20 protein-coding genes are annotated in these 21874 nt (G+C 63.1%); 8 read left to right on the top strand and 12 right to left on the bottom strand.

The window, feature by feature from the left end; all coding sequences use genetic code 11:
- Nucleotides 1–18: 18 nt before the first annotated feature.
- The 6 genes from phcB to ACCD03_RS20910 form a co-directional block, all read right to left on the bottom strand.
- A complete protein-coding gene (phcB, locus tag ACCD03_RS20935) occupies nt 19–1431 on the bottom strand; it encodes a class I SAM-dependent methyltransferase PhcB (protein ID WP_045202595.1) in 1413 nt (470 codons plus the stop codon).
- Between the two features lie 656 nt (nt 1432–2087).
- Nucleotides 2088–3125 carry a two-component system response regulator gene (locus ACCD03_RS20930; protein ID WP_413412758.1) on the bottom strand — a complete coding sequence of 346 codons (1038 nt, stop codon included), beginning with the start codon at nt 3123–3125 and terminating at the stop codon, nt 2088–2090.
- Between the two features lie 150 nt (nt 3126–3275).
- Complete coding sequence (locus ACCD03_RS20925; protein ID WP_413412757.1) at nt 3276–4736, bottom strand: NAD(P)(+) transhydrogenase (Re/Si-specific) subunit beta; 1461 nt, start codon at nt 4734–4736, stop codon at nt 3276–3278.
- Nucleotides 4733–5062 (bottom strand): NAD(P) transhydrogenase subunit alpha, encoded by a 330-nt coding sequence (locus ACCD03_RS20920; RefSeq protein ID WP_045202598.1) that lies wholly within the window; start codon nt 5060–5062, stop codon nt 4733–4735. Before ACCD03_RS20920 ends, ACCD03_RS20925 begins: the two co-directional genes overlap by 4 nt.
- Nucleotides 5063–5133: 71 nt before the next feature.
- A complete protein-coding gene (gene panD, locus ACCD03_RS20915; protein ID WP_009241493.1) occupies nt 5134–5496 on the bottom strand; it encodes an aspartate 1-decarboxylase in 363 nt (120 codons plus the stop codon).
- An 82-nt stretch (nt 5497–5578) separates the two neighbouring features.
- The gene (locus tag ACCD03_RS20910; protein ID WP_413412756.1) at nt 5579–6718 is read right to left on the bottom strand and encodes a Re/Si-specific NAD(P)(+) transhydrogenase subunit alpha; all 1140 of its coding nucleotides are present in this window, start codon (nt 6716–6718) and stop codon (nt 5579–5581) included.
- A 287-nt stretch (nt 6719–7005) separates the two neighbouring features.
- On the opposite strand from ACCD03_RS20910, the gene ACCD03_RS20905 reads away from it, so the two are divergent.
- The 3 genes from ACCD03_RS20905 to ACCD03_RS20895 all read left to right on the top strand — a co-directional run bounded on the left by ACCD03_RS20905 (nt 7006) and on the right by ACCD03_RS20895 (nt 10299).
- On the top strand, nt 7006–7500 hold the full coding sequence (locus tag ACCD03_RS20905; protein ID WP_413412755.1) for an NUDIX hydrolase: 495 nt from the start codon (nt 7006–7008) through the stop codon (nt 7498–7500).
- A complete protein-coding gene (gene mnmA, locus ACCD03_RS20900; protein WP_413412754.1) occupies nt 7497–8609 on the top strand; it encodes a tRNA 2-thiouridine(34) synthase MnmA in 1113 nt (370 codons plus the stop codon). Before ACCD03_RS20905 ends, mnmA begins: the two co-directional genes overlap by 4 nt.
- 91 nt (nt 8610–8700) lie before the next feature.
- Nucleotides 8701–10299, top strand: a complete 1599-nt coding sequence (locus ACCD03_RS20895; RefSeq protein WP_413412753.1) for an FMN-binding glutamate synthase family protein — start codon at nt 8701–8703, stop codon at nt 10297–10299.
- A gap of 19 nt (nt 10300–10318) precedes the next feature.
- Here the strand turns inward: ACCD03_RS20895 and ACCD03_RS20890 are convergent, their stop codons facing one another.
- Entirely contained in the window at nt 10319–10927 is a 609-nt protein-coding gene (locus tag ACCD03_RS20890; RefSeq protein ID WP_045202604.1) for a glutathione S-transferase, read from the bottom strand.
- Between the two features lie 239 nt (nt 10928–11166).
- Here ACCD03_RS20890 and purB point away from each other — a divergent pair, with 239 nt between their 5' ends.
- From purB to ACCD03_RS20870, 4 genes are all read left to right on the top strand, one after another.
- On the top strand, nt 11167–12540 hold the full coding sequence (gene purB / locus ACCD03_RS20885) for an adenylosuccinate lyase (protein ID WP_413412752.1): 1374 nt from the start codon (nt 11167–11169) through the stop codon (nt 12538–12540).
- A 263-nt stretch (nt 12541–12803) separates the two neighbouring features.
- On the top strand, nt 12804–13385 hold the full coding sequence (locus ACCD03_RS20880; RefSeq protein ID WP_316671527.1) for a cytochrome b: 582 nt from the start codon (nt 12804–12806) through the stop codon (nt 13383–13385).
- 98 nt (nt 13386–13483) lie between these two features.
- Nucleotides 13484–14056 (top strand): YceI family protein, encoded by a 573-nt coding sequence (locus ACCD03_RS20875; RefSeq protein ID WP_413412771.1) that lies wholly within the window; start codon nt 13484–13486, stop codon nt 14054–14056.
- Nucleotides 14057–14120: 64 nt separating this feature from the next.
- Complete coding sequence (locus tag ACCD03_RS20870; RefSeq protein WP_253538994.1) at nt 14121–14717, top strand: YceI family protein; 597 nt, start codon at nt 14121–14123, stop codon at nt 14715–14717.
- A 96-nt stretch (nt 14718–14813) separates the two neighbouring features.
- On the opposite strand, the gene secF is transcribed toward ACCD03_RS20870, so the two are convergent.
- The 5 genes from secF to queA form a co-directional block, all read right to left on the bottom strand.
- Nucleotides 14814–15785 carry a protein translocase subunit SecF gene (gene secF, locus ACCD03_RS20865; RefSeq protein WP_045202609.1) on the bottom strand — a complete coding sequence of 324 codons (972 nt, stop codon included), beginning with the start codon at nt 15783–15785 and terminating at the stop codon, nt 14814–14816.
- 77 nt (nt 15786–15862) lie between these two features.
- On the bottom strand, nt 15863–17752 hold the full coding sequence (gene secD, locus ACCD03_RS20860) for a protein translocase subunit SecD (RefSeq protein WP_413412751.1): 1890 nt from the start codon (nt 17750–17752) through the stop codon (nt 15863–15865).
- A gap of 111 nt (nt 17753–17863) precedes the next feature.
- Nucleotides 17864–18196: a preprotein translocase subunit YajC gene (gene yajC, locus ACCD03_RS20855; protein WP_024979062.1), complete on the bottom strand. Its 333-nt coding sequence runs from the start codon at nt 18194–18196 to the stop codon at nt 17864–17866.
- A 106-nt stretch (nt 18197–18302) separates the two neighbouring features.
- Nucleotides 18303–19454: a tRNA guanosine(34) transglycosylase Tgt gene (gene tgt, locus ACCD03_RS20850; RefSeq protein WP_024979061.1), complete on the bottom strand. Its 1152-nt coding sequence runs from the start codon at nt 19452–19454 to the stop codon at nt 18303–18305.
- Between the two features lie 2 nt (nt 19455–19456).
- Nucleotides 19457–20518, bottom strand: a complete 1062-nt coding sequence (gene queA / locus ACCD03_RS20845; protein WP_413412750.1) for a tRNA preQ1(34) S-adenosylmethionine ribosyltransferase-isomerase QueA — start codon at nt 20516–20518, stop codon at nt 19457–19459.
- Nucleotides 20519–20649: 131 nt separating this feature from the next.
- Here queA and ACCD03_RS20840 point away from each other — a divergent pair.
- A partial coding sequence (locus ACCD03_RS20840) for a DEAD/DEAH box helicase (RefSeq protein WP_413412749.1) occupies nt 20650–21874 on the top strand: 1225 nt, incomplete at its 3' end.

Genomic DNA, 21874 nt, shown 5'->3' with positions numbered 1-21874 from the left:
GTGTTCCTGGGAAGCGGATTAAGCAGCGGATGTGGCAAGCCCGGCCACGCTGGCCTGGGCGAATACGTTGACGCCGGTCACGTCGGTATAGACACGCACGTCGTGCGAGCCTTCGGGCAGCAGCTCGGTCATCAGTGGTTCATCGCGATAGACGAGGTACCACTCCAGCACGTGTTCCATCACGAAGCGCATCGGGTTGTTGCCGTGCACGTTGGTCGCGAGGATGGCGCCGCCCCGGCGCGTACGCGAAGCAAAGTAGGCGAGCAGGCGCTGGCAGACTTTGTTGGAGAGATAGTCGAACAGGCCGGCGCAATACACGGCATCGCAATCTCCGGCTTGCGGGCTGTCGGCCGTGATGCGGCGTTTGAGCAGCTGATGCACCGATTCATGCACGAAATCGACGGTGACGGTCTTGCGCGCGCGATCCATCGCACGGCGCATCTGTTCGCGGGTGTAGTCGAGCGTTTCTTCGCTGAAGTCCACCAGTTCGAACGACAGCAACGTTGGTTCCGGATGTTGCTGAATGAAGCGCTGAATTTCCACCGCCGGCCCGCAGCCCACGTTGAGCACCTTGAACGTTCGGCCCGCCGCCTTGGCTTGCGCGGCCAGATCGCTCAGATACTGCACAAGAATGTCGATGCGGTTGCGGTGCGCCTCGGCTACGTCGGTGCGCAGAAAGGCGGCGTTGACGATCTGGAAGTACGTGTTCGGACCTTCTCGCGGGTCTGAGAGGATCTGGTTGACCATCTCGTAATCGCCCGCGTAGCCCAGCGGCTTGGTGTACGTGCGATAGATGAACGGCGCACGCAACAGCAGCGGATGCAGCGCGGCTTGCGCGAACGTGCGGTGCGCCGGTGCAAGCTCCGCCTCGACCTTGCCTGCTTCCGACTCGAGCCCATCCATGTAGCCCTTGAGCTTGAGCATGATCGGCTCGGCCAGCTCCTGAAAGACATCCATGCGCAGCTTGTTGTCTTCGCGCGGCAATGTCTTCGACAGATCCACCTGTTCCACCCAGCGCGACACTTCGGCCAGGAATGCACGCATCTCATTGACGACGATCTGATAGTCGCGGTGGATGCGGAACCGTTCCTGCCATTCCTGCACGAACGTTCGCGCTTCTTCGCCCACGGAGGCCGGCGTGTCGGCCACTTCCGATAGCTCGCGCCATTCGTCGATCAGCGTGAGCGAGACGACGGCGGTCAGGCCCGTGTTCACCAGGCTGATCACCACGGCCTTGCCAAGATAGGCTTGCCGCGTCCCCATCTTGATCGCGAGTTCGGACAGCACCTCGCTTACCTGCACGATCGAGTACGGGTTGTAGATCTCCATCACCAGGGCACGCCGCTGAAGCGTGATGATGGTGCCGCGGACCTGCTGACCCTGTGAGTTACGGAAGCTGACCGCGGGATCGATTTGGTTGGGTGAGTACACGGTGCGAATTTGCCGGAGACTTCAGGGAAAACGTCTGCCAAGCGGGACGCTCACTCCAACAACCGTGCACCCGGGGTCGCACCGCGAATCCGGGCACCGCGAATACGACGCGCCCCGCCGACACTGCCGGGCATGCCGCCGCATCAGTCGTGAAAGCGTGTTTGAAGCCGTCCGCTGGCCGTGCGCAATACGCGCCAGCCCGGGCGTCTCTCGCCCAAACCCGCTCCGAGAAGATCGGGGAAGATGATCGACTGCAGCCGGCGCCGTCAGTATTGCTACCGCGGCACCTCTACTGCCTGCCGATCAACAGCGTGGCAACGGGAATCGTGCAACCGTGAACCATGACCAGATTGGAACGATGCACTCCCCTGACATCCGCAACGCGCGCTGCTTGAACGCGCGGCCCGCTGCTGCATCCCAAATCGTCCCTCAAGGAGAATCCCGCACAGTAATGAACTTGGGGCGCCGCTTTGAATGTTGCATGCCGGTACCCTCGTTCGCCATGATGCCGCAGCTATGCCACGCATGCATCAGGGCGATTCAGCCGGGCCACGCTCTGACGTCATGGCTGCCGAATGATGCAATCGATTGTACTTGCCGAATGTGACCCACACAATGTGGAAACCCGCAGGGCAGAGCAAAGCGGAAACACCATCTCAGCGTGATTTGCGGCCGGTGAGCGCGTCCGGATCCTGCTTGTAGTTGGTGAGGAATTGGGTGTAGCTGTAGACCTGTGCCGGCAGCAGATGGCTCGGCATGTCGAACAGCGCGTAGTAGTACGGCTCTCGCCCCTGACACACCTCTGCGGGCAGGCAATATTGTTCCCACTCCACACATGCCGGGGTGTACATGCCATCGCCAGGCCAGAAGAACGGGACGATCTGCTTGTCGTGCAGGCCCTTGAGCAGCGCATCGGGCGCGTTGTACGCCTCGGCGTTTTCCAGGTGCGTGAGCATGCTCGCATTGGTCTCGATGACCATGAGCGTGGCGCGCCCGTCGGCCGTGAGCAGCAGCACGCCGGCGGGGTGCGGATACAAGTAGTACTCGATGAAACGGTAGCGCGTGGACAGCTCGCGCACGAGCCGTGTGATCGCGGGGTCGGACAGAAAACTGAACGAGTGGCGCGACAGCAGATCGCGCAGTGTGCTCGACAGATTGCTGAAGTAGCGCACCTGCAATGCTTCGATTTCCGCGCTAAGCCGCTCGGCCATCGCCGGATGGTCTTTCTTGATATAGCGGTCGATCAGGCCATCGTTGAAACCCTGCACGGCGATGTTCTCGTCGGCCATGCCCGTGAGCAGGATCGTCATGCACGGCAGATCTTTGAGCTTGGCGCAGAACTCCAGCCCGTTCATGCGCGGCATGGAGTAATCCACCACGATGACTGAGGGCTGCAGGAAACGATTGACCTCGTGGATCTGGCGGTAGACGCGGTCGACGTCAAGCTGGATGGTGCGGCGCTCGGTGGAGAACGTCAGGTCATCGTGCGTGACGCGCACCGGCAGGAAACCCGGCATGCGAAGCGAATGCCACTGGCGCAGCCACGCCAGCGCCTCTTCCGGATCGTTGAAGGCCAACAGCGCGCGCGAGGGGTCCATTTGGAACCCGAGGCTTTCCACGAACGATTGGCTGTCGTCGACCACCACCGTCAGGGTGGGGTGGAAATAGACCGGCAGGGCGCTGTCCTGTTGCATACGTCGGGAGGAATCGGAAGAGGGCAGGGTGCAGCGCACGGCCGGTGTGGCCGACGCTGCCCGTTTGCACTACGTTACTGCCTGCCGCCGCCGGGGGCAAGGGGAACCCGTCGGACCTGACGACGCGTTGACGGCCGTCAGTGCCCTGCCTTACTCGACGGATTTGACCATGTCTTCGACGACCTTCTTGGCGTCGCCAAACACCATCATGGTCTTGTCCATGTAGAACAGCTCGTTATCGAGCCCGGCGTAACCGGCGTTCATCGAGCGTTTGTTCACGATGATGGTCTTGGCCTTGTAGGCCTCCAGGATCGGCATGCCAGCAATGGGAGACTTCGGGTCGTTCTTGGCCGCCGGGTTGACCACGTCGTTTGCGCCCAGCACCAGCACCACGTCGGCCTGACCGAACTCACCGTTGATGTCTTCCATCTCGAAGACTTGGTCGTACGGCACTTCGGCTTCGGCCAGCAGCACGTTCATGTGGCCCGGCATGCGGCCTGCGACCGGGTGGATCGCGTATTTGACGGTGACCCCCTTGTCCGACAGCTTTTCGGTCAGCTCCTTCAGGGCATGCTGCGCACGCGCCACCGCCAGGCCGTAGCCGGGGACGATGATGACCGTCTCGGCGTTGCCCATAAGGAAGGCTGCATCGTCCGGCGAGCCCGATTTGACCGGGCGCTGCTGCCCCGCGCCACCTGCCGCTGCCCCGGCGGAAGCCTCCGAACCGAAGCCGCCCAGGATCACGTTGAAGAACGACCGGTTCATCGCCTTGCACATGATGTAAGACAGAATTGCACCGGACGAACCGACCAGCGAGCCGGCAATGATCAGCATCGGGTTGTTGAGCGAGAAGCCGATGCCCGCCGCCGCCCAGCCCGAATACGAGTTCAGCATCGACACCACGACCGGCATGTCGGCGCCGCCGATGGGGATGATGATCAGCACGCCCAGCACAAAGGCGATGACCGTCATGATGATGAACGGCAGCCAGTTCTGGCTCAGGAAGAACAGGATGCCGAAGCCGAGCATGGCCACCGCCAGCAGCAGGTTCAGCATGTGCTGGCCGGCAAACTGCACCGGCGCCCCCTGGAACAGGCGGAACTTGTACTTGCCCGACAGCTTGCCGAACGCGATCACCGATCCGGAGAACGTGATGGCGCCCACAAACGTACCGATGAACAGTTCCACGCGGTTGCCCAGGGGCAGCACGTTGTCACCAGCCATCGTGATGCCGAACGCCGACGGCTCGGCCACGGCGGCCACGGCAATGCACACCGCCGCCAGACCGATCAGCGAGTGCATGGCGGCCACCAGCTCGGGCATCTTGGTCATTTCGACCGTGCGTGCCACATAGGCGCCGATCCCGCCGCCAACCACCAGGCCCGCGAAGATCAGGATGAAACCGGTGGACGTGCCGCTCTCGGTGCCGGCAAACATCTCGGCCTTGAGCTTGTAGATAAGCGCGATGGTCGTGACAGCGGCGATCGCCATGCCGGTCATGCCGAACGCATTGCCGCGCCGCGCCGTGGTCGGGTGCGAAAGCCCCTTGAGCGCTTGGATAAAGCACACCGACGCCAGCAGGTACAGCAGGGTGACGAGGTTCATGCTCATTGCTTGGCTCCCTCAGACTGTCCGCCCTTGGCCTTCGGCTCTTTCTTCTTGAACATCTCCAGCATGCGCTGGGTGACCAGGAAGCCGCCAAACACGTTGACCGCTGCCAGCGCCACCGCCACCACGCCCATCGTGCGGCCCAGGCCCGTCTGTGTCAGGCCGGCTGCCAGCATGGCGCCGACAATGATGATGGCCGAGATGGCATTCGTCACGGCCATCAACGGCGTATGCAGCGCCGGCGTGACCGTCCAAACCACGTGGTAGCCGACGTAGATCGCCAGCACGAAGATGATCATGTTGATCACCGTGTGATTGACCAGCTCCATGAGTGCTCCTCCTCGCTTCTTGGTCGATGTGCGAAGCGGCCCTGTCATGCAGACATGGGCCGCCCGGCGCGTCAGGTTTCCTTGATGGCCTTGATCTTGTTGCCCTCGCCCAGCAGCACGACCTTGGGCTTGTAGCTGGCGACTTCCTCTTCGTTCATCGGCGCGTAGGTGCAGATGATCAGCAGGTCGCCCACGTGGGCGCGGCGTGCAGCAGCGCCGTTGAGCGAGATTTCGCCCGAACCGCGCTTGCCCTTGATGATGTAGGTCGAAAAGCGCTCGCCGTTGTTGACGTTGTACAGCTCGATCTTTTCGTATTCGCGCATGTCGGCGGCGTCGAGGAGGTCCTCGTCGATGCCGCAGGAGCCTTCGTAGTCAAGATCGGCCTGGGTGACCGTCGCGCGGTGCAGCTTGGCGCGAAGCATGTTGCGTTGCATGAAGCTTTCCTTGAAACAAATATGAAATCGCCACTGGCGGCCAGACCGGGTCGTGATACCCGCCGGGCCGCCGTCTCCGTTCTTATTTGGCGGCGCTCGTGGCTGCGGGAGCGCGCACCACCTGGCCGGCCTGACTGAGCAGGCAGGCGGCCACGATGTCGTCTTCGCGGTTGATGTTCAGGCCGCCATCCTTGTCGATGATCAGCTTGAGGAAATCGAGCACATTGCGGGCGTAGAGGGCAGAGGCGTCAGCCGCCACCATCGACGCGAGGTTGGTGTAGCCCACCAGAGTGACGCCGTGCTTGACGACGACGCGGTCGGCTTCGGTCAGCGGGCAGTTGCCGCCTTGCGCCGCTGCCAGGTCGACAACGACCGAGCCGGGCTTCATTGCCTGCACGGTGGCTTCGGACAGCAGCGTCGGCGCGCGGCGGCCCGGGATCAGCGCCGTGGTGATGACGATGTCGGCCTGGCTTGCGCGCGTGTGTACGAGTTCAGCCTGGCGGCGCATCCAGTCGGGCGGCATGGGGCGGGCATAGCCGCCCACACCCTGCGCGATCTCGCGCTCTTCGTCCGTCAGGAACGGCACGTCGAGAAACTTCGCACCCAGTGATTCGATCTGCTCTTTCACCGCCGGCCGCACGTCGGACGCCTCAATGACAGCACCGAGGCGCTTGGCCGTGGCGATGGCCTGCAGACCGGCCACACCGGCGCCAAGGATCAGGACGCGCGCGGCTTTTACGGTGCCGGCGGCCGTCATCAGCATCGGCATGAAGCGCTGGTAATGGTTGGCCGCCACCATCACGGCCTTGTAGCCGGCGATGTTGGCCTGCGAGGAGAGCACGTCCATGCTCTGCGCACGCGTGGTGCGCGGCGCGGCTTCCAGCGCAAACGCGGTGACGTTGGCGGCGGCGAGGCGAGCCGTATTTTCGTCATCAAAGGGGTTGAGCATGCCGACAAGTACCGCGCCCGGCTGCATCTGCGCCAGTTCCGCCGCTTCCGGTGAGCGCACCTTCAGCACGATCTGCGCGCCAAGCGCCTCGGCCGCGGTGCCGATCTTGGCGCCGGCAGCGACGTAAGTGTCGTCGGGCTGGGCGGCGGCTACGCCGGCACCCGATTGCACCGTCACCTGATGGCCAAGCGCCACGTACTTTTTCACCGTTTCCGGGGTCGCGGCAACGCGCGTCTCGTCCGCCCGCGTCTCCTGCGGGATGCCGATGTGCATCGTGTTCTCTCCTCGCTGATTATGTTTAGGATGCGCGCGAAGTGAACGAAGGCGCGCTGGATCAGGATCGACGTGCAGCTTACCCGAACTTTTTGGCGCACGGACGCTCGTCGAATGGCATGTCGAATATCCGAACCAACAAGGAATGCGGGCCGATCCTGCGCAAACGTGTGCTCAATTGCTCACAACAGCGGCGCGCGGCGATATGCGTCTGCTCCAACGCGCTGGGCAAGCGTGGAGCACAGCCTCCAGCTACAATAACGCCTTGTTTTTGTTGCCTTTTTGCCATGAACCAAGCTGTCCGCTGGAAACCCAGCGTTACCGTTGCCGCCGTCATTGAACAAGATGGGCGCTTTCTGCTGGTTGAGGAGCACACCGATGTCGGCTTGCGCCTGAACCAGCCCGCCGGCCATCTCGACCCAGACGAAAGCCTGGTCGACGCCGTCGCGCGTGAGGCGATGGAAGAAACCGCGTACAGCTTTGTGCCGACCGCCTTCCTGGGCTGCTACATGGCGCAGTTCCAACCGCCGCAAGGGGATCCGATCACCTATGTGCGGATGGCATTTACCGGCGAGCTCGGCCCCCAAGACCCGCGCCGTGCCCTGGACGACGGCATCGTCGGCACCGTGTGGATGACACCGGATGAAATCCGCGCCAGCCGCGAGCGCCATCGCAGCCCGTTGCTGCTCGCCTGCGTCGAAGATTACCTGGCCGGCAAGCGCTATCCGCTAGACGTTATCCACACGCACGCCAGCGTGTACGGGCTGGGAGCGCAGTCATGAGCAAGAAGCGCATCGTTGTCGGGATGTCCGGCGGGGTGGATTCGTCCGTCACCGCGTGGCTGCTCAAACAGCAGGGTTACGACGTCGTCGGCCTGTTCATGAAGAACTGGGAAGACGATGACGATAGCGAATACTGCTCGACCCGGCAGGACTGGATCGACGTGGTATCGGTGGCGGATCTGATTGGCGTGGACGTGGAAGCCGTCAACTTTGCAGCCGAGTACAAGGACCGCGTCTTTGCGGACTTCCTGCGCGAATATTCGGCCGGTCGCACGCCCAATCCCGACGTGTTGTGCAACGCTGAGATCAAGTTCAAGGCCTTCCTCGATCACGCGATGGCCCTGGGCGCCGACACGATCGCGACCGGGCACTACGCCCGCGTGCGCGAGGTCGATGGCCGCTTCGAGCTGCTCAAGGCGTTCGATCACACGAAAGATCAAAGCTACTTCCTGCACCGGCTGAACCAAGCACAGCTCTCGCGCACGCTCTTCCCGCTGGGTGAGATGCCCAAGACGAAGGTGCGTGAGATTGCCGCCGAAATTGGCCTGCCGAACGCCAAGAAGAAGGATTCCACCGGCATCTGCTTCATTGGCGAGCGGCCGTTCCGCGATTTTCTCAACCGCTACCTGCCGACCAAGCCTGGCCCGATCAAGACGCCCGACGGCAAGACCATCGGCGAGCACATCGGCTTGGCGTTCTACACGCTGGGGCAGCGCAAGGGCATCGGCATCGGCGGCAGCCGCGACGGCAACGGTGATGCCTGGTACGTGGCGCGCAAGGACATGGCGGCCAACACGTTGTATGTGGTGCAGGGTCACGACCACCCGTGGCTGCTGGCGCACACCGTGCACGCCGATGATCTGAGCTGGGTGGCCGGCCACGCGCCCACCGAAGGCACCCACCTTGGCGCCAAGACGCGTTACCGCCAGGCGGATGCACCTTGCACGGTCGCACGCGCGGCCGATGGCGCGCTCACGCTGACCTTCCCCGAAGCGCAGTGGGCCGTTACGCCAGGCCAATCGGCCGTGCTGTATGACGGTGAAATCTGCCTGGGTGGCGGCATTATTTCGGCCGCTGAACCGGCTGTCGTGGAAAAAGCGATCGCCTGATCGGTTTTTGCAACACTGCGTTGTGCCGGCTGCGGCTGTTGCAGCACTCGTTTAAGCTTGCGCCCTGATTTGTCTCCACACAGGGTTGGTCATGCTGCCACGTCGCTACTGGGCCTTCGCGGGCGTTGTGCTGTTGTTTGCCGTCACCGCCGGGTTTGCGGTAGCGGGGCGCCTGCATTGGGTGTGCGCGGTCATTCCGGGCATGTTCGTCATTCTGGGCGTGCACGACATCACGCAGACGCGCCACTCGGTGTTGCGCAACTACCCGCTCTGGGGCCATTTCCGCTTCCTGTTCGAGTTCATTCGTCCGGAAATCCGCCAGTATTTCGTTGAAGACGACACCGACGAAAAGCCGTTCTCGCGCGCCCAGCGCAGCATCGTTTATCAGCGCGCCAAGGGCGAAGTCGATAGCCGCCCGTTCGGCACCGAAGTCGATGTGAAGGTGGCGGGGCACGAGTGGATCGGCCACTCGCTGGCGCCCACGCGCATTGCCTCGTCAGATTTTCGCGTGATGGTGGGCGAGGGCCGCGCCAAGCCGTATTCGATGTCGGTGTTCAACATCTCGGCGATGAGCTTCGGAGCGCTGTCGGGCAATGCCATTCGCGCGCTCAACCGCGGTGCGAAGCTCGGCAACTTCATCCATGACACGGGCGAAGGATCGATTTCGCCGTACCACCGCGAAGAAGGCGGTGACCTGATCTGGGAAGTGGCGTCAGGCTACTTCGGCTGTCGCGACGCGAACGGCCGCTTCGATCCGGACCGCTTTGCCGAACAGGCGCGCAGCCCGCAGGTGAAGATGATCGAGGTGAAGCTGTCGCAGGGTGCCAAGCCGGGTCACGGTGGCGTCTTGCCTGCGGCCAAGGTGACGCCCGAGATTGCCGCCACGCGCGGCATCCAGATCGGCAAGGATTGCATCTCGCCGGCCGCGCATTCGGAGTTCAACTCGCCGCTGGGTTTGCTGCAGTTTGTGGATCGCCTGCGTACGCTGTCGGGCGGCAAGCCGACCGGCTTCAAGCTGTGCATCGGGCATCCGTGGGAGTTCTTCGGCATCGTCAAGGCGATGCTGGAGTCGGGCATCCTGCCGGACTTCATCGTTGTCGACGGCGCGGAGGGCGGCACGGGCGCGGCTCCGCTTGAATTTACGGACCACGTCGGCACGCCGCTGCAGGAAGGGCTGCTGCTGGTGCACAACACGCTGGTGGGCGCCAACCTGCGCGACAAGATCAAGATCGGCGCGTCGGGCAAGATCGTCACGGCATTTGACGTGGCGCGCACGCTGGCAATGGGTGCCGATTGGTGCAACGCTGCGCGCGGCTTCATGTTTGCGCTGGGCTGCATCCAGGCGCAGAAGTGCCACACCGACCGCTGCCCGACCGGCGTAGCAACACAAGACCCATCTCGGCAGAAGGCGCTCGTCGTGCCCGACAAGGCGGAGCGCGTGCATCAATATCACGCGCACACCTTGCATGCGCTGCTGGAACTGACGCAGGCGGCTGGCTTGCAGCATCCGGCGGATTTTCGCGCGCACCACATCGTGCGGCGCGTGTCGGGCAACGAGGTGCAGTTGCTCTCCGCGCTGCTCAAGTACCTGGAACCCGGCGACCTGCTGGCCGGGCGGTACCGCTATCAACTCTATGAGCGCTACTGGCCGATGGCCCAGGCCGAACGGTTTGATCCGGTGGCCGTGTAACGCTCGTGAGTTTCAGTTGTTACTGCGGCTGGGTTTCCATGAAACTCGGCCGCTTCTCGATGCGCGTGTAGAACGAAGCGAGATTGGCGTGACGTTCGCGCCAATCGATCTGCGGCTGGCGGAAATCCAGGTAGGCAAGCGCGCAGCCGACGGCGATGTCGGCCAGCGTCAGGTGATTGCCGTTGCACCAAGTCTTGTCAGCCAGGCCTTGCGACATGGCTTGCAGCGCCTGATCGATCTTGTGGGTCTGGCGCGCGAGCCACGTTTCGCTGCGCTGTTCCGGCGTGCGCTGCGTATGTTCGATGCGCAGCATGAGCGCGGCGTCGAGCAGGCCGTCGGCCAGCGCCTCCCAGCAGCGCACTTCCACGCGTTCACGGCTCGAAGGCGGAATGAGGCGCGCCACCGGCGACAGCGTGTCGGCATATTCCGCAATCACGCGCGAGTCGAACAGGGCGCCGCCGTCGTCCATCACCAGGCAGGGCACCTTGCCCAGCGGGTTGAACTGGTGGATTTGCGTACTTGCGCTCCACACGTCTTCCAGCACGAACTGGTAGTCGATTTTCTTTTCAGCCAGGACGACGCGCACCTTGCGGGTGTACGGGCTGGCGTGCGATCCGATCAGTTTCATAGGCATGTCATGTTGGAGGCGGAAGTATAGCTGCGCACTTTCCCGAGTGCGCTGCGCGGCGCCTGAACCCAACTCAACCAAACGGAGGCTTGCTTTAGGCCTGATTGGCCATGAAAGACAGGTGCCGGGTGGTAAAATCGCGGGCTCGCTTGGGTGCGCGTATGCACCTTGGTTCAACGCGCAACGCCCCGTCCGGGTTGTCCGGATTGAGATTCCCTTCACATTTTTCCCCGCCTGCCATGTCGTCGCTTTCTGCCCTGACCGCTCTGTCTCCCATCGATGGCCGCTACGCTGCCAAGGCCGATCCGCTGCGCGAGTGGCTGTCGGAAGCCGCTTTCATGCGCAACCGTGTGAAGGTGGAGGTGCACTGGCTGATCGCCCTGTCGCAGGCCGGCCTGGCCGAGATTCCGCGTTTCTCGGCGGCTGCAGAGGGTGCACTGCTGGCCCTGGTCGAGAACTTTGCCGAGGCAGACGCCGCCCGCATCAAAGAGATCGAAGCCGTCACCAACCACGACGTGAAGGCCGTCGAATACTGGATGAAGGAGCGCGTGAAGGGCAACGCCGAGCTGCAAGCTGCCAGCGAGTTCATCCACTTCGCCTGCACGTCGGAAGATATCAACAACACATCGCACGGCATGATGCTCAAGGGCGCGCGCGACACCGTGATCGTGCCGACGCTGCGCCGCGTGCAGGCTCGCCTGGTGGAACTTGCCCACGCCAACGCCGACGTGCCAATGCTGTCGCGCACGCACGGCCAGCCGGCAAGCCCGACCACGCTGGGCAAGGAAATGGCCAACGTGGCCGCCCGCCTGGACCGCGCCATCCGCCGCATCGAAGCCGTTGAACTGCTGGGCAAGATGAACGGTGCCGTGGGCAACTACAACGCGCACCTGTCGGCATATCCGTCGCTGGACTGGGAAGCCTTCTCGAAGAACGTGATCGAGACCCGCCTGGGCCTGGCGTTCAACCCGTACACCATCCAGATCGAACCGCACGACTACATGGCCGAGCTGTTCGACGCCGTGGCGCGCGCCAACACGATCATCCTGGATCTGGACCGCGACGTTTGGGGCTACATCTCGCAGGGCTACTTCAAGCAGAAGACCAAGGCCGGCGAGATTGGCTCGTCGACCATGCCACACAAGGTCAACCCGATTGATTTCGAAAATTCTGAAGGTAACGTTGGCCTGGCCAACGCGGTGCTGCGTCATCTGTCGGAAAAGCTGCCCGTGTCGCGCTGGCAGCGCGACCTCACGGATTCGACCGTGCTGCGCAACATCGGCGTGGCGTTCGGCTACAGCCTGCTCGCGTACGACGCCTGCCTGCGCGGCCTGGGCAAGCTGGAAACCAACCCGGCACGCTTGGCTGAAGACCTGGACGCCTGCTGGGAAGTGCTGGCCGAGCCGGTGCAGACCGTGATGCGCCGCTACGGCATCGCCAACCCGTACGAGCAGTTGAAGGAACTGACGCGCGGCAAAGGCATCTCGCGCGAGGCGCTGCGTGAATTCATCGGTACGCTTGCGATTCCCGAAGACGCCCGCAAGCTGCTGCTCGACATGACCCCTGGCAGCTACATTGGCAAGGCGGAAGAACTGGCACGCCGTATAGCCTGATTGTTTCAAAAATTTGGTGGTGCCGTGTGAAGAACGGCCCGCTCTCGAATTCGGGGGCGGGCCGTTTTGCTTGGTAGCTTCCGAAGAAGCTTTTGCCCGGCCGCTCCCATTGACGTGCCTAGTCAATCAAAAAATTTGAATTTCTCGATGAACTTAAGGCTGCCTTGGCCGGTCGGATCGCGCAAATAATGCACAATCGTTTGGCGTCGTGGTCATACCCACAGGCGCCGCCTACTGAGCGCTCCAAAATACCGAGGGAACCGATGTCACAAGCCGCCCACTCGAATCTCGCCATGCGCGGCGCCGCTGACCACGGCGCCTATGCCAAACCCGCGATTGCGATGCACTGGATCGTCGCGCTGCTGATCTTCGCGGCCTTTGGGCTCGGTCTGTACATGACCGATATCCCGGGCTTTACGCCAACCAAGCTGAAGCTGTTTTCGTATCACAAATGGATCGGCATCACGGTGCTGATCTTTGCGGTGCTCCGTGTGCTGTGGCGCCTGACGCACCCCGCCCCGGGGCCCGTGCCGGGCATGCCAAAGTGGCAGCACGCCGCCGCGGAAGCCGCGCACGTCGGGCTGTATCTGCTGATTCTTGCTGTGCCGTTGACGGGTTATCTGCTGAGCGTAGCGGCCGGCGTCAAGGTCGTCTATCTCGGCCTGTGGGAACTGCCGATGCCGTTCGACAAGAGCGATGCGCTGAAAGACATCTTCAGCATGGCGCACGAATGGCTGAACTGGACCATGGCGGCCATCGTCGTGCTGCACATCCTGGCTGCGCTCAAGCACCACGTCGTCGATCGTGACGGCACGCTGCGCCGCATGGCGCCTTTCCTCCGCTGATTTCCAAACACGCCGGTGCACGATGTGTGCCGGCGCTCTGCCTTTCCATCCTGACCAAGACTGCGGGCATGGCCCGGCCTGACTGAAGGAGTCTGATGATGAAACGTTTTGTGCGCCCCCGCGCCATTGCCCTGGTTGCTACCGGCGCGCTGTCGATCGCTGCCGTATCGGTATCGGCCATCGCCCAGGTGGATGCCGCCAAGAGCAGCGTCACCGCCACCGGCAAGCAGCTCGGTGTGCCGATGGATATCAAGTTCGGCAAGTTCGACGCCGCCGTCAATTACAACCCGGCCAATGTGGCTGCCTCGACGGCGAAGGTCGACATCGACGTGACGAGCGTTGACGTCGGCAGCAAGGAATACAACGACGAACTGAAGAAGAAGGACTGGTTCGACACCGCCAAGTATCCGAAGGCAACGTTCGTGTCGTCCGCTTTCAAGCCCGGCGCGGGTGGCAAGGTGGATGTGGTCGGCAAGCTGACCATCAAGGGCGTCACGCAGGACGTGACGGCACCCGTGACGTTCAAGCAGGAAGGCGCCAATCAGATCTTCGAAGGCGCGCTGCCGGTCAAGCGCAACGTATTCAAGGTGGGTGACGGTGAGTGGAAGGACACGTCGGTCGTCTCGGACGACGTGACGATCAAGTTCCGCGTTGTCATCGCCAAGAAGTAATCAGAAGCCCCAACCCAACGTTTTTTCGGCCCTCGTGTGCCGCTTTTATTCCGCAGGAGTTTTCATGAAATTGCGTACCCTCGTTGCTGCCCTGTCCGCTGTTGCTGCCACCGCCGCCTTTGCTGCACCGGCCACGTACCAACTGGATCCGAGCCACACCTACCCGAGCTTCGAAGCTGACCACATGGGCGGTCTGTCGAAGTGGCGCGGCAAGTTCGAGAAGTCCAGCGGCACCGTGACGCTGGATCGCGCCGCCAAGACCGGCAGCATCGACGTGACCGTGCAAACCGACAGCATCGACTTCGGTCTCGCCAAGATGAACGAGCACGCCAAGAGCGCCGAGATTTTCGACGTGGCCAAGTACCCGACCGCCACGTTCAAGGGCAACTTCACGAAGTTCAAGGGCGACGTGCCGACCGAAGCCGACGGCCAGTTGACGCTGCACGGCGTGACCAAGCCGGCCAAGCTGGAAATCGACGCGTTCAAGTGCATGCAGCATCCGATGCTCAAGCGTGAAGTCTGCGGCGCCGATGCCGAGATGAAGTTCAAGCGCGACGACTTCGGCGTCGACTACGGCAAGGCTTACGGTTTCAACATGGAAACCAAGCTGAAGATCCAGGTGGAAGGCATCAAGCAAGACGCCAGCGTGGCGCAGCAATAAGCCTGGCAAACGCCACAGCCAAAAAAAAGCCCCGCAGTTGCGGGGCTTTTTTGTTGCCCGAAGAATAAGTCCTCCGGGCAAGGTGGAGCGGTCTCTTCAGACCTGCGCGCCGAAGTTAGGATCGTCTTCTTTCGGGCCGCCGGCCTTCTTTTCAGACTTGACCAAGTCTTCACGCTTGACGCCCAGCCACATGCACAGCGCGGCTGCCACAAACACCGAAGAGTAGATGCCGAACAGAATACCGATTGTCAGGGCAAGAGCGAAGTAGTGCAGCGTCGGGCCGCCGAACACCAGCATCGACACCACCATCATTTCGGTCGAACCGTGGGTGATGATCGTGCGCGAGATGGTGCTGGTAATCGCGTGATCGATCACCTCGTGCGTGTTCATCTTGCGGTACTTGCGGAACGCTTCGCGGATCCGGTCGAAAATCACCACGGATTCGTTGACCGAATAGCCGAGCACCGCCAGCACCCCCGCCAGCACCGACAGCGAAAATTCCCACTGGAAGAAGGCGAAGAAGCCCAGGATGATCACGACGTCGTGCAGGTTGGCGATCACACCCGCCACGGCAAACTTCCATTCGAAGCGGATCGACAGGTAGATCACGATGCCGATCACCACGAACAGCAGCGCCAGCAGGCCGTCGGTGGCGAGTTCCTTGCCGACCTGCGGGCCGACGAACTCAACGCGCTGCAGCTTGGCGTCAGGGTTGACGGCGTTCAGGGCCGTCATCACCTGCTGGCTTTGCACGGCCGAGGCGATGGGCTTGCCGTCCGGACCGTTCTTGAGCGGCAGGCGGATCATCACGTCGCGCGAGGTGCCGAAGTTCTGCACCTGGGCGTCGGCATAGCCGAGCTTCTCAACGTCACCGCGGATCTTCGGCAGATCGGCGGCCTGGGTGTAAGCGACTTCCATCACCGTACCGCCAGTGAACTCCACCGACAGGTGCAGCCCCTTGTGGAACAGGAAGAAGACAGCGGCGATAAACGTCAGGAACGACAGCGCGTTGAGAATCAACGCGTGCTTCATGAACGGAATGTCGCGGCGGATGCGGAAAAACTCCATGGTCTGCCCTTTGTGGCAACCGCCCCTGTTGTGCTGGGGCGGTGCCGGTTATGCGAGATTCGTTGTGGGTGGCGTGATTACTTGGCGGGCGATTGCGTGTTCGTATTGCCCGGCTTCCACACCTGCCCGATCGCGACGCTCTGCAGCTTCTTCTTGCGGCCGTACCAGAGATTCACGAGACCACGGTTGAAGAACACCGCCGAGAACATGGACGTGCCGATCCCCAGGCAGTGCACGATCGCGAAGCCGCGTACCGGGCCCGAACCAAAGGCAATCAGGGCCAGACCGGCGATGAGCGTGGTCACGTTCGAATCGAGGATGGTTGCCCAGGCGCGGTCAAAACCGGCGGCGATGGCCATCTGAGCCGATGCGCCGCTGCGCAGCTCTTCACGCACGCGTTCGTTGATGAGCACGTTGGCGTCAATGGCCATACCGAGCGCCAGTGCGATAGCCGCGATACCCGGCAGCGTGAGCGTGGCCTGCAGCATGGAGAGCAGGGCGATCAGCAGGAACACGTTGACGCCCAGGGCTGCCACCGAGAACGCACCGAACAGCATGTAGTACAGCACCATGAACACCGAGATGGCGAGGAAGCCGTACAGCGCCGAATCGAAGCCCTTCTTGATGTTGTCGGCGCCCAGCGACGGGCCGATGGTGCGCTCTTCGATGATCTCCATCGGTGCCGCCAGCGAGCCTGCGCGCAGCAGCAGTGCCAGATCCGAGGCTGCCTCGGTCGAGCCCATGCCAGTGATCTGGAAGCGCGAGCCCAGTTCTGACTGGATGGTCGCCACCGTCAGCACTTCGCCCTTGCCCTTTTCAAAGAGCACGATGCCCATGCGCTTGCCGATGTTGTCACGCGAGACATCGCGCAGCATGCGGCCGCCCTGGCCGTCGAGCGTGATGTCGACCGACGAGTTGTGGTTCTGGTCAAAGCCGGCCGAAGCACTGGTGATGCGGTCACCGGTGAAGATCACCTGCTTTTGCAGCAGCACCGGGGCACTGCGGCCTTGCGTGAACAGTTCGTCGCCCAGCGGCACCGGATCGCCGGCACGCGGCACGAGCGGCGCGCTTGGATCGGCCAGGCGCGCTTCCAGTGTGGCGGTGCGGCCAATGATGTCCTTGGCCTTGGCCGTGTCCTGCACGCCCGGCAGTTGCACGACGATGCGGTCCGGACCCTGCTGCTGGATCACCGGTTCAGCCACGCCCAGTTCATTCACCCGGTTATGCAGCGTGACGATGTTCTGCTTGACCGCGTTGTCCTGCACTTCCTTCATCGCAGCGGCGGTGAAGGTACCGGTGAGCGTGGCGCCGTCGGCGCTCTTGTCCACGGTGTAGGCCAGTTCGCGGGTCGAATCGGCCAGCAGCGCACGGGCGCGGTCGGCCTCGTCCGGGGTGCTGAACTTGATCGTGATCGTGTTGTTGTTGCGGTCGATGCCGCTGTGGCGGATGCCCTTGTCACGCAACTGCGTGCGGATGTCGCCAGCCAGCGAGTCGAGCTTCTTCGTCACGGCGCCGTTCATGTCGACCTGCAGCAGGAAGTGCACGCCACCGCGCAAATCGAGGCCCAGGAACATCGGCTTGGCAAACAATGGCGCGCCACTCAACCAGCGCGGCGAGCCTGGCAGCAGGTTCAGCGCAACGATGTAGGTCGGATCGGTTTGATCGGTGTTCAGGCCGCGGGCCAGGACGTCCTTGGCCTTGAGCTGCGTGTCGGTGTCGGCAAAGCGCACGCGCACGCTGGCGGAAGTGCCGTTGTTGTCGAAGAACACGCCGTCAGGCTGAATGCTGGCCGCGGCCAGCAGGCTTTCGACCTGCTTTTGCACGTTCAGGTCGACCTTGACGGTGGCCTTGCCCGAAGACACCTGCACAGCAGGTGCCTCACCGAAGAAGTTCGGCAGCGTATAGAGGAACCCAATGGCAAGCGCCACCAGGATCACAATGTATTTCCAGAGCGGATAGCGATTCATCTTGGAATGCAGAGAGGCGACGCCGAGGGGCGCGGGCGCGGATTCTTAGAATAGGCGCTGCCTGGGGTTCCGGCGCCAGCGCAATCGTGCGCGGCGCCGGGATGGGCCGATTTACAGTGCCTTGAGCGTGCCCTTGGGCAGCACGGTCGTCACGGCGCTCTTCTGAACGGTGATTTCGGTGTTGGCAGCGATTTCCACGGTGACATACTGCTCAGCCACCTTGCTAACCTTGCCCAGAATGCCACCGGCGGTGACGACTTCGTCGCCCTTGGCCAAGGCTTCGAGCATCGCCTTGGTTTCTTTCTGGCGCTTCATTTGCGGGCGGATCATGATGAACCACAGCACCACGAACATCAGGATGATGGGCAGGAAGCTCATCAGGCCACCCGCGGCACCACCAACAGCCGGTGCAGTTTGCGCGTAAGCGTCGGAAATCAGGAACACGTCAGAACTCCGTAATGGTTCGTCAATCGGTCAAAAATCGGACCCGACATTCTACCATTGCGATGCTGCGGCAAATGGGCGCGTCCAGCGCCCTGATGAGGCGCCTTTACAGCGCCCCGCGCGCGCGGTCTGCGGCAAAGCGCGCCTGGAATGCGGCAAAGCCGTGCGACTCGATGGCGGTGCGCATCTCGGCCATCAATTCCAGGTAGTAATACAGGTTGTGGATGGTGTTCAGGCGGGCCCCCAGGATTTCGCCGACGCGCTGCAGGTGGTGCAGGTAGGCGCGCGAGAAGTTGCTGCAGGTGTAGCAGCCGCAGGTCTCGTCCAGCGGACGCGGATCGTTGCGGTGCACCGCGTTCTTGATCTTGATGTCGCCAAAGCGGGTGAAGAGCCAGCCGTTGCGCGCGTTGCGGGTCGGCATCACGCAGTCGAACATGTCGATGCCGCTGGCAACGCCCGCCACCAGATCTTCCGGTGTGCCGACGCCCATCAGGTAATGCGGCTTGTTGGCAGGCAGACGCGGCGCCACGTGCTGCAGCACGCGCATCATGTCTTCCTTGGGCTCCCCGACCGACAGGCCGCCGATGGCGTAGCCGCCGAAACCTTCGCCGCCTGCATCGGCGTCAATCGCTTGCAAACCGGCGAGCGATTCATCACGTAGGTTCTCGAACATGCCGCCCTGGACGATGGCGAACAGCGCGTTCGGATTCTTCTCGCGCTCGAATTCGTTGCGCGAGCGTTGGGCCCAGCGCAGGCTCATACGCATCGAAGCGGCGGCTTCAGCCTCGGTTGCGGGGCGATCGCCAATCTTGTACGGCGTGCATTCGTCGAACTGCATGACGATGTCCGAGTTCAGCCGGCGCTGGATCTGCATCGAGATCTCCGGCGACAGGAACAGCTTGTCGCCATTGATGGGCGATGCAAACGTCACGCCTTCTTCAGTGATCTTGCGTAGATCGCCCAGCGAAAACACCTGAAAACCGCCGGAATCGGTCAGGATGGGCTTGTCCCAGCCATTGAAGCCGTGCAGGCCCTTGTGCGCGTCCATCACCTCCAGCCCCGGGCGCAGCCACAGGTGGAACGTGTTGCCCAGGATGATCTGCGCGCCGATGTCCTTCAGCTCCGCCGGCGACATTGCCTTGACCGCGCCATAGGTGCCCACCGGCATGAAGATTGGCGTTTCCACCACGCCGTGGTTCAGGGTCATGCGGCCGCGTCGGGCGAGGCCATCAGTGGTGAGCAGTTCGTACTTGAGCATGGTCAGAGCGATTGGGGTTCGCCGGGTTCGGAGGGAGCGCGCGTCAGCAGCATGGCGTCGCCGTAACTGAAGAAGCGGTAGCGCTGGGCGATGGCGTGCTGGTAGGCGCCTCGGATGGCGCTCATGCCGGCAAATGCCGATACCAGCATCAGCAACGTCGATTTAGGCAGGTGGAAGTTGGTCACCAGCAGGTCGACAGCGCGGAAGCGGTAGCCGGGGGTGATGAAGATGTCGGTCTCGCCGCTGCAGGCATTGAGCGTGCCGTCCGGCTGCGCGGCCGATTCCAGCGCGCGCATCGACGTGGTGCCCACAGCGATCACCCGGCCGCCGGCCGCGCGCGTGCCGCGGATGGCTTCGGCCAGTTCCGGCGTGATTTGGTACCACTCGCTGTGCATCCGGTGCTCGGCGATGTTTTCCACGCGCACTGGCTGGAACGTGCCCGCACCCACGTGCAGCGTGAGAAAGCCGCGCTGGATGCCCATGGCGTCCAGCTTGGCGAACAGCGCATCGTCGAAATGCAGGCCCGCCGTGGGCGCCGCGACAGCGCCCGGGTTGCGTGCATACACGGTCTGGTAGCGCGTCTCGTCAAAGCTGTCGGGGTCGTGCTCGATGTAGGGCGGCAGCGGCAGGCGGCCGTACTGCTCGATCAGATCCAGCGCCGGCTGTGGGAAACGCAACGTAAAGAACGGCTCGGCGCGGGGGCCGACCGTCACGTCAAAGGCGTCGGCCAGGCGCAGCGTGGTGCCCTCGACCGGCGACTTACTGGAGCGGATTTGTGCCAACACGGTGTGCTCGTCCAGCAAGCGCTCAACGAGCACCTCGACCTTGCCGCCACTGGCCTTGTGGCCGAAAAAGCGTGCCTTGATGACCCGCGTGTCGTTGAAGACGAGCAGGTCGCCGGGGCGCAGGTAGTCGACCAGATCGGAAAACTGGCGGTCTTCAAAATGCACGGCATCTTCCGCACGGCACACGGCCAGCAGGCGGCTCGCGGTGCGGTCGGGCAGGGCGGTTTGTGCGATCAGCTCGGGCGGCAGATCGAAGTCGAAATCGGACAGCGTCAGCATGAAAAGTGGCGCAGACGTGGATTGCGCCAAGTGATGGTGGCGGGCGCCGGTACAATCGGGCGACTCGCAAAGTTCGCCATTGTAAACGCCCTGTGCCGCCTCGCGCCCGTTCCGCCACTGATGCTGCTCCTATGCCTGACGCGGATACCGCGCCGGCGCCGAAGCCAAAACGTGCAGCCTCGGCAGACAAGCCAGCCAAGGCAGCAGCCCAGACCGCCCGCCCGGCCGACAAACTCGCCAAACTTGGCCTGCACCGCGATGTCGATCTCGTTCTGCATCTGCCGATGCGCTACGAGGACGAAACCACGCTCCTGACCATTGCCGAAGCCACGGCGCGCGCCAATACCGGCTGGGCCGCGCAGGTGGAAGGCACGGTGACGCGCAATGAAGTGGCATTCCGGCCGCGCCGGCAACTCGTCGTGCATATCGCCGATGACTCGGGCGAGCTGGTTCTGCGTTTTCTCAATTTCTACGGCAGCCAAGTCAAGCAGATGGCCGAAGGCGTGCGCCTGCGTGTGCGCGGCGAAGTGCGCGGTGGCTTCTTCGGGGCCGAGATGGTGCACCCGACCGTGCGCGCCGTGGCGGAGGATGAGCCGCTGCCCGACCGCCTGACACCGGTGTATCCGAGCACGGCCGGTGTGGCGCAGGCCTATCTGCGCAAGGCGATCCTGAACGCGCTCACACGCACGCCGCTGCCGGAAACGTTGCCGCACAGCCTCATCACTGGCCCGCTAGCGCCGCTCAAGCTGATGACGCCGGCCGACGCCGTGCGCCTGCTGCATCAACCGACGCCCGATGTCGACGAGCATAGCCTCGTCGAGCGCACGCACCCGGCATGGCTGCGCATCAAGTTTGATGAACTGCTGTCGCAGCAGCTGTCGCTCAAGCGTGCGCAGGCCGCGCGCCGCATGCGTAATGCGCCCATCCTGCGCGACAGCGGCAAGGATGGGCTGCTCGCGCGCTTCATGAATGCGCTGCCGTTCAAGCTGACCGGCGCGCAGGCGCGCGTATGGGAAGAGATCCGCGCCGACCTTGCGCACCCGTACCCGATGCAGCGATTGCTGCAGGGCGACGTGGGCAGCGGCAAGACCGTCATTGCCGCGCTGGCGGCCTGCCAGGCCATCGATGCGGGTTGGCAGGCTGCACTGATGGCGCCAACCGAACTGCTGGCCGAGCAGCATTACCGCAAGCTTTCTGGCTGGCTGGAGCCGCTGGGCGTGGACATCGTCTGGCTGGCGGGCAGCCTCAAGCGCAAGCAGAAGGACGAGGCGGCCACGCGCGCGCTGATCCAGGATGCGGTCACGTTCGCGCGGCTTGGCCTGGCCGTGGTGGATGAGCAGCATCGCTTTGGCGTGG

The organism is Ralstonia sp. Ralssp135 (genome assembly GCF_047304345.1).
GTDB classification, from domain to species: domain Bacteria; phylum Pseudomonadota; class Gammaproteobacteria; order Burkholderiales; family Burkholderiaceae; genus Ralstonia; species Ralstonia chuxiongensis.
This window is presented reverse-complemented; position numbering and strand designations above follow the sequence as displayed.

Bases quoted from the DNA above. Each gene is read 5' to 3' on its own strand.
- ACCD03_RS20930 (WP_413412758.1), bottom strand. From the start codon at position 3,125: ATGCAACAGGACAGCGCCCTGCCGGTCTATTTCCACCCCACCCTGACG.
- ACCD03_RS20925 (WP_413412757.1), bottom strand. From the start codon at position 4,736: ATGAGCATGAACCTCGTCACCCTGCTGTACCTGCTGGCGTCGGTGTGC.
- ACCD03_RS20920 (WP_045202598.1), bottom strand. From the start codon at position 5,062: ATGGAGCTGGTCAATCACACGGTGATCAACATGATCATCTTCGTGCTG.
- panD (WP_009241493.1), bottom strand. From the start codon at position 5,496: ATGCAACGCAACATGCTTCGCGCCAAGCTGCACCGCGCGACGGTCACC.
- ACCD03_RS20910 (WP_413412756.1), bottom strand. From the start codon at position 6,718: ATGCACATCGGCATCCCGCAGGAGACGCGGGCGGACGAGACGCGCGTT.
- ACCD03_RS20905 (WP_413412755.1), top strand. From the start codon at position 7,006: ATGAACCAAGCTGTCCGCTGGAAACCCAGCGTTACCGTTGCCGCCGTC.
- mnmA (WP_413412754.1), top strand. From the start codon at position 7,497: ATGAGCAAGAAGCGCATCGTTGTCGGGATGTCCGGCGGGGTGGATTCG.
- ACCD03_RS20895 (WP_413412753.1), top strand. From the start codon at position 8,701: ATGCTGCCACGTCGCTACTGGGCCTTCGCGGGCGTTGTGCTGTTGTTT.
- ACCD03_RS20890 (WP_045202604.1), bottom strand. From the start codon at position 10,927: ATGAAACTGATCGGATCGCACGCCAGCCCGTACACCCGCAAGGTGCGC.
- purB (WP_413412752.1), top strand. From the start codon at position 11,167: ATGTCGTCGCTTTCTGCCCTGACCGCTCTGTCTCCCATCGATGGCCGC.
- ACCD03_RS20880 (WP_316671527.1), top strand. From the start codon at position 12,804: ATGTCACAAGCCGCCCACTCGAATCTCGCCATGCGCGGCGCCGCTGAC.
- ACCD03_RS20875 (WP_413412771.1), top strand. From the start codon at position 13,484: ATGAAACGTTTTGTGCGCCCCCGCGCCATTGCCCTGGTTGCTACCGGC.
- ACCD03_RS20870 (WP_253538994.1), top strand. From the start codon at position 14,121: ATGAAATTGCGTACCCTCGTTGCTGCCCTGTCCGCTGTTGCTGCCACC.
- secF (WP_045202609.1), bottom strand. From the start codon at position 15,785: ATGGAGTTTTTCCGCATCCGCCGCGACATTCCGTTCATGAAGCACGCG.
- secD (WP_413412751.1), bottom strand. From the start codon at position 17,752: ATGAATCGCTATCCGCTCTGGAAATACATTGTGATCCTGGTGGCGCTT.
- tgt (WP_024979061.1), bottom strand. From the start codon at position 19,454: ATGCTCAAGTACGAACTGCTCACCACTGATGGCCTCGCCCGACGCGGC.
- queA (WP_413412750.1), bottom strand. From the start codon at position 20,518: ATGCTGACGCTGTCCGATTTCGACTTCGATCTGCCGCCCGAGCTGATC.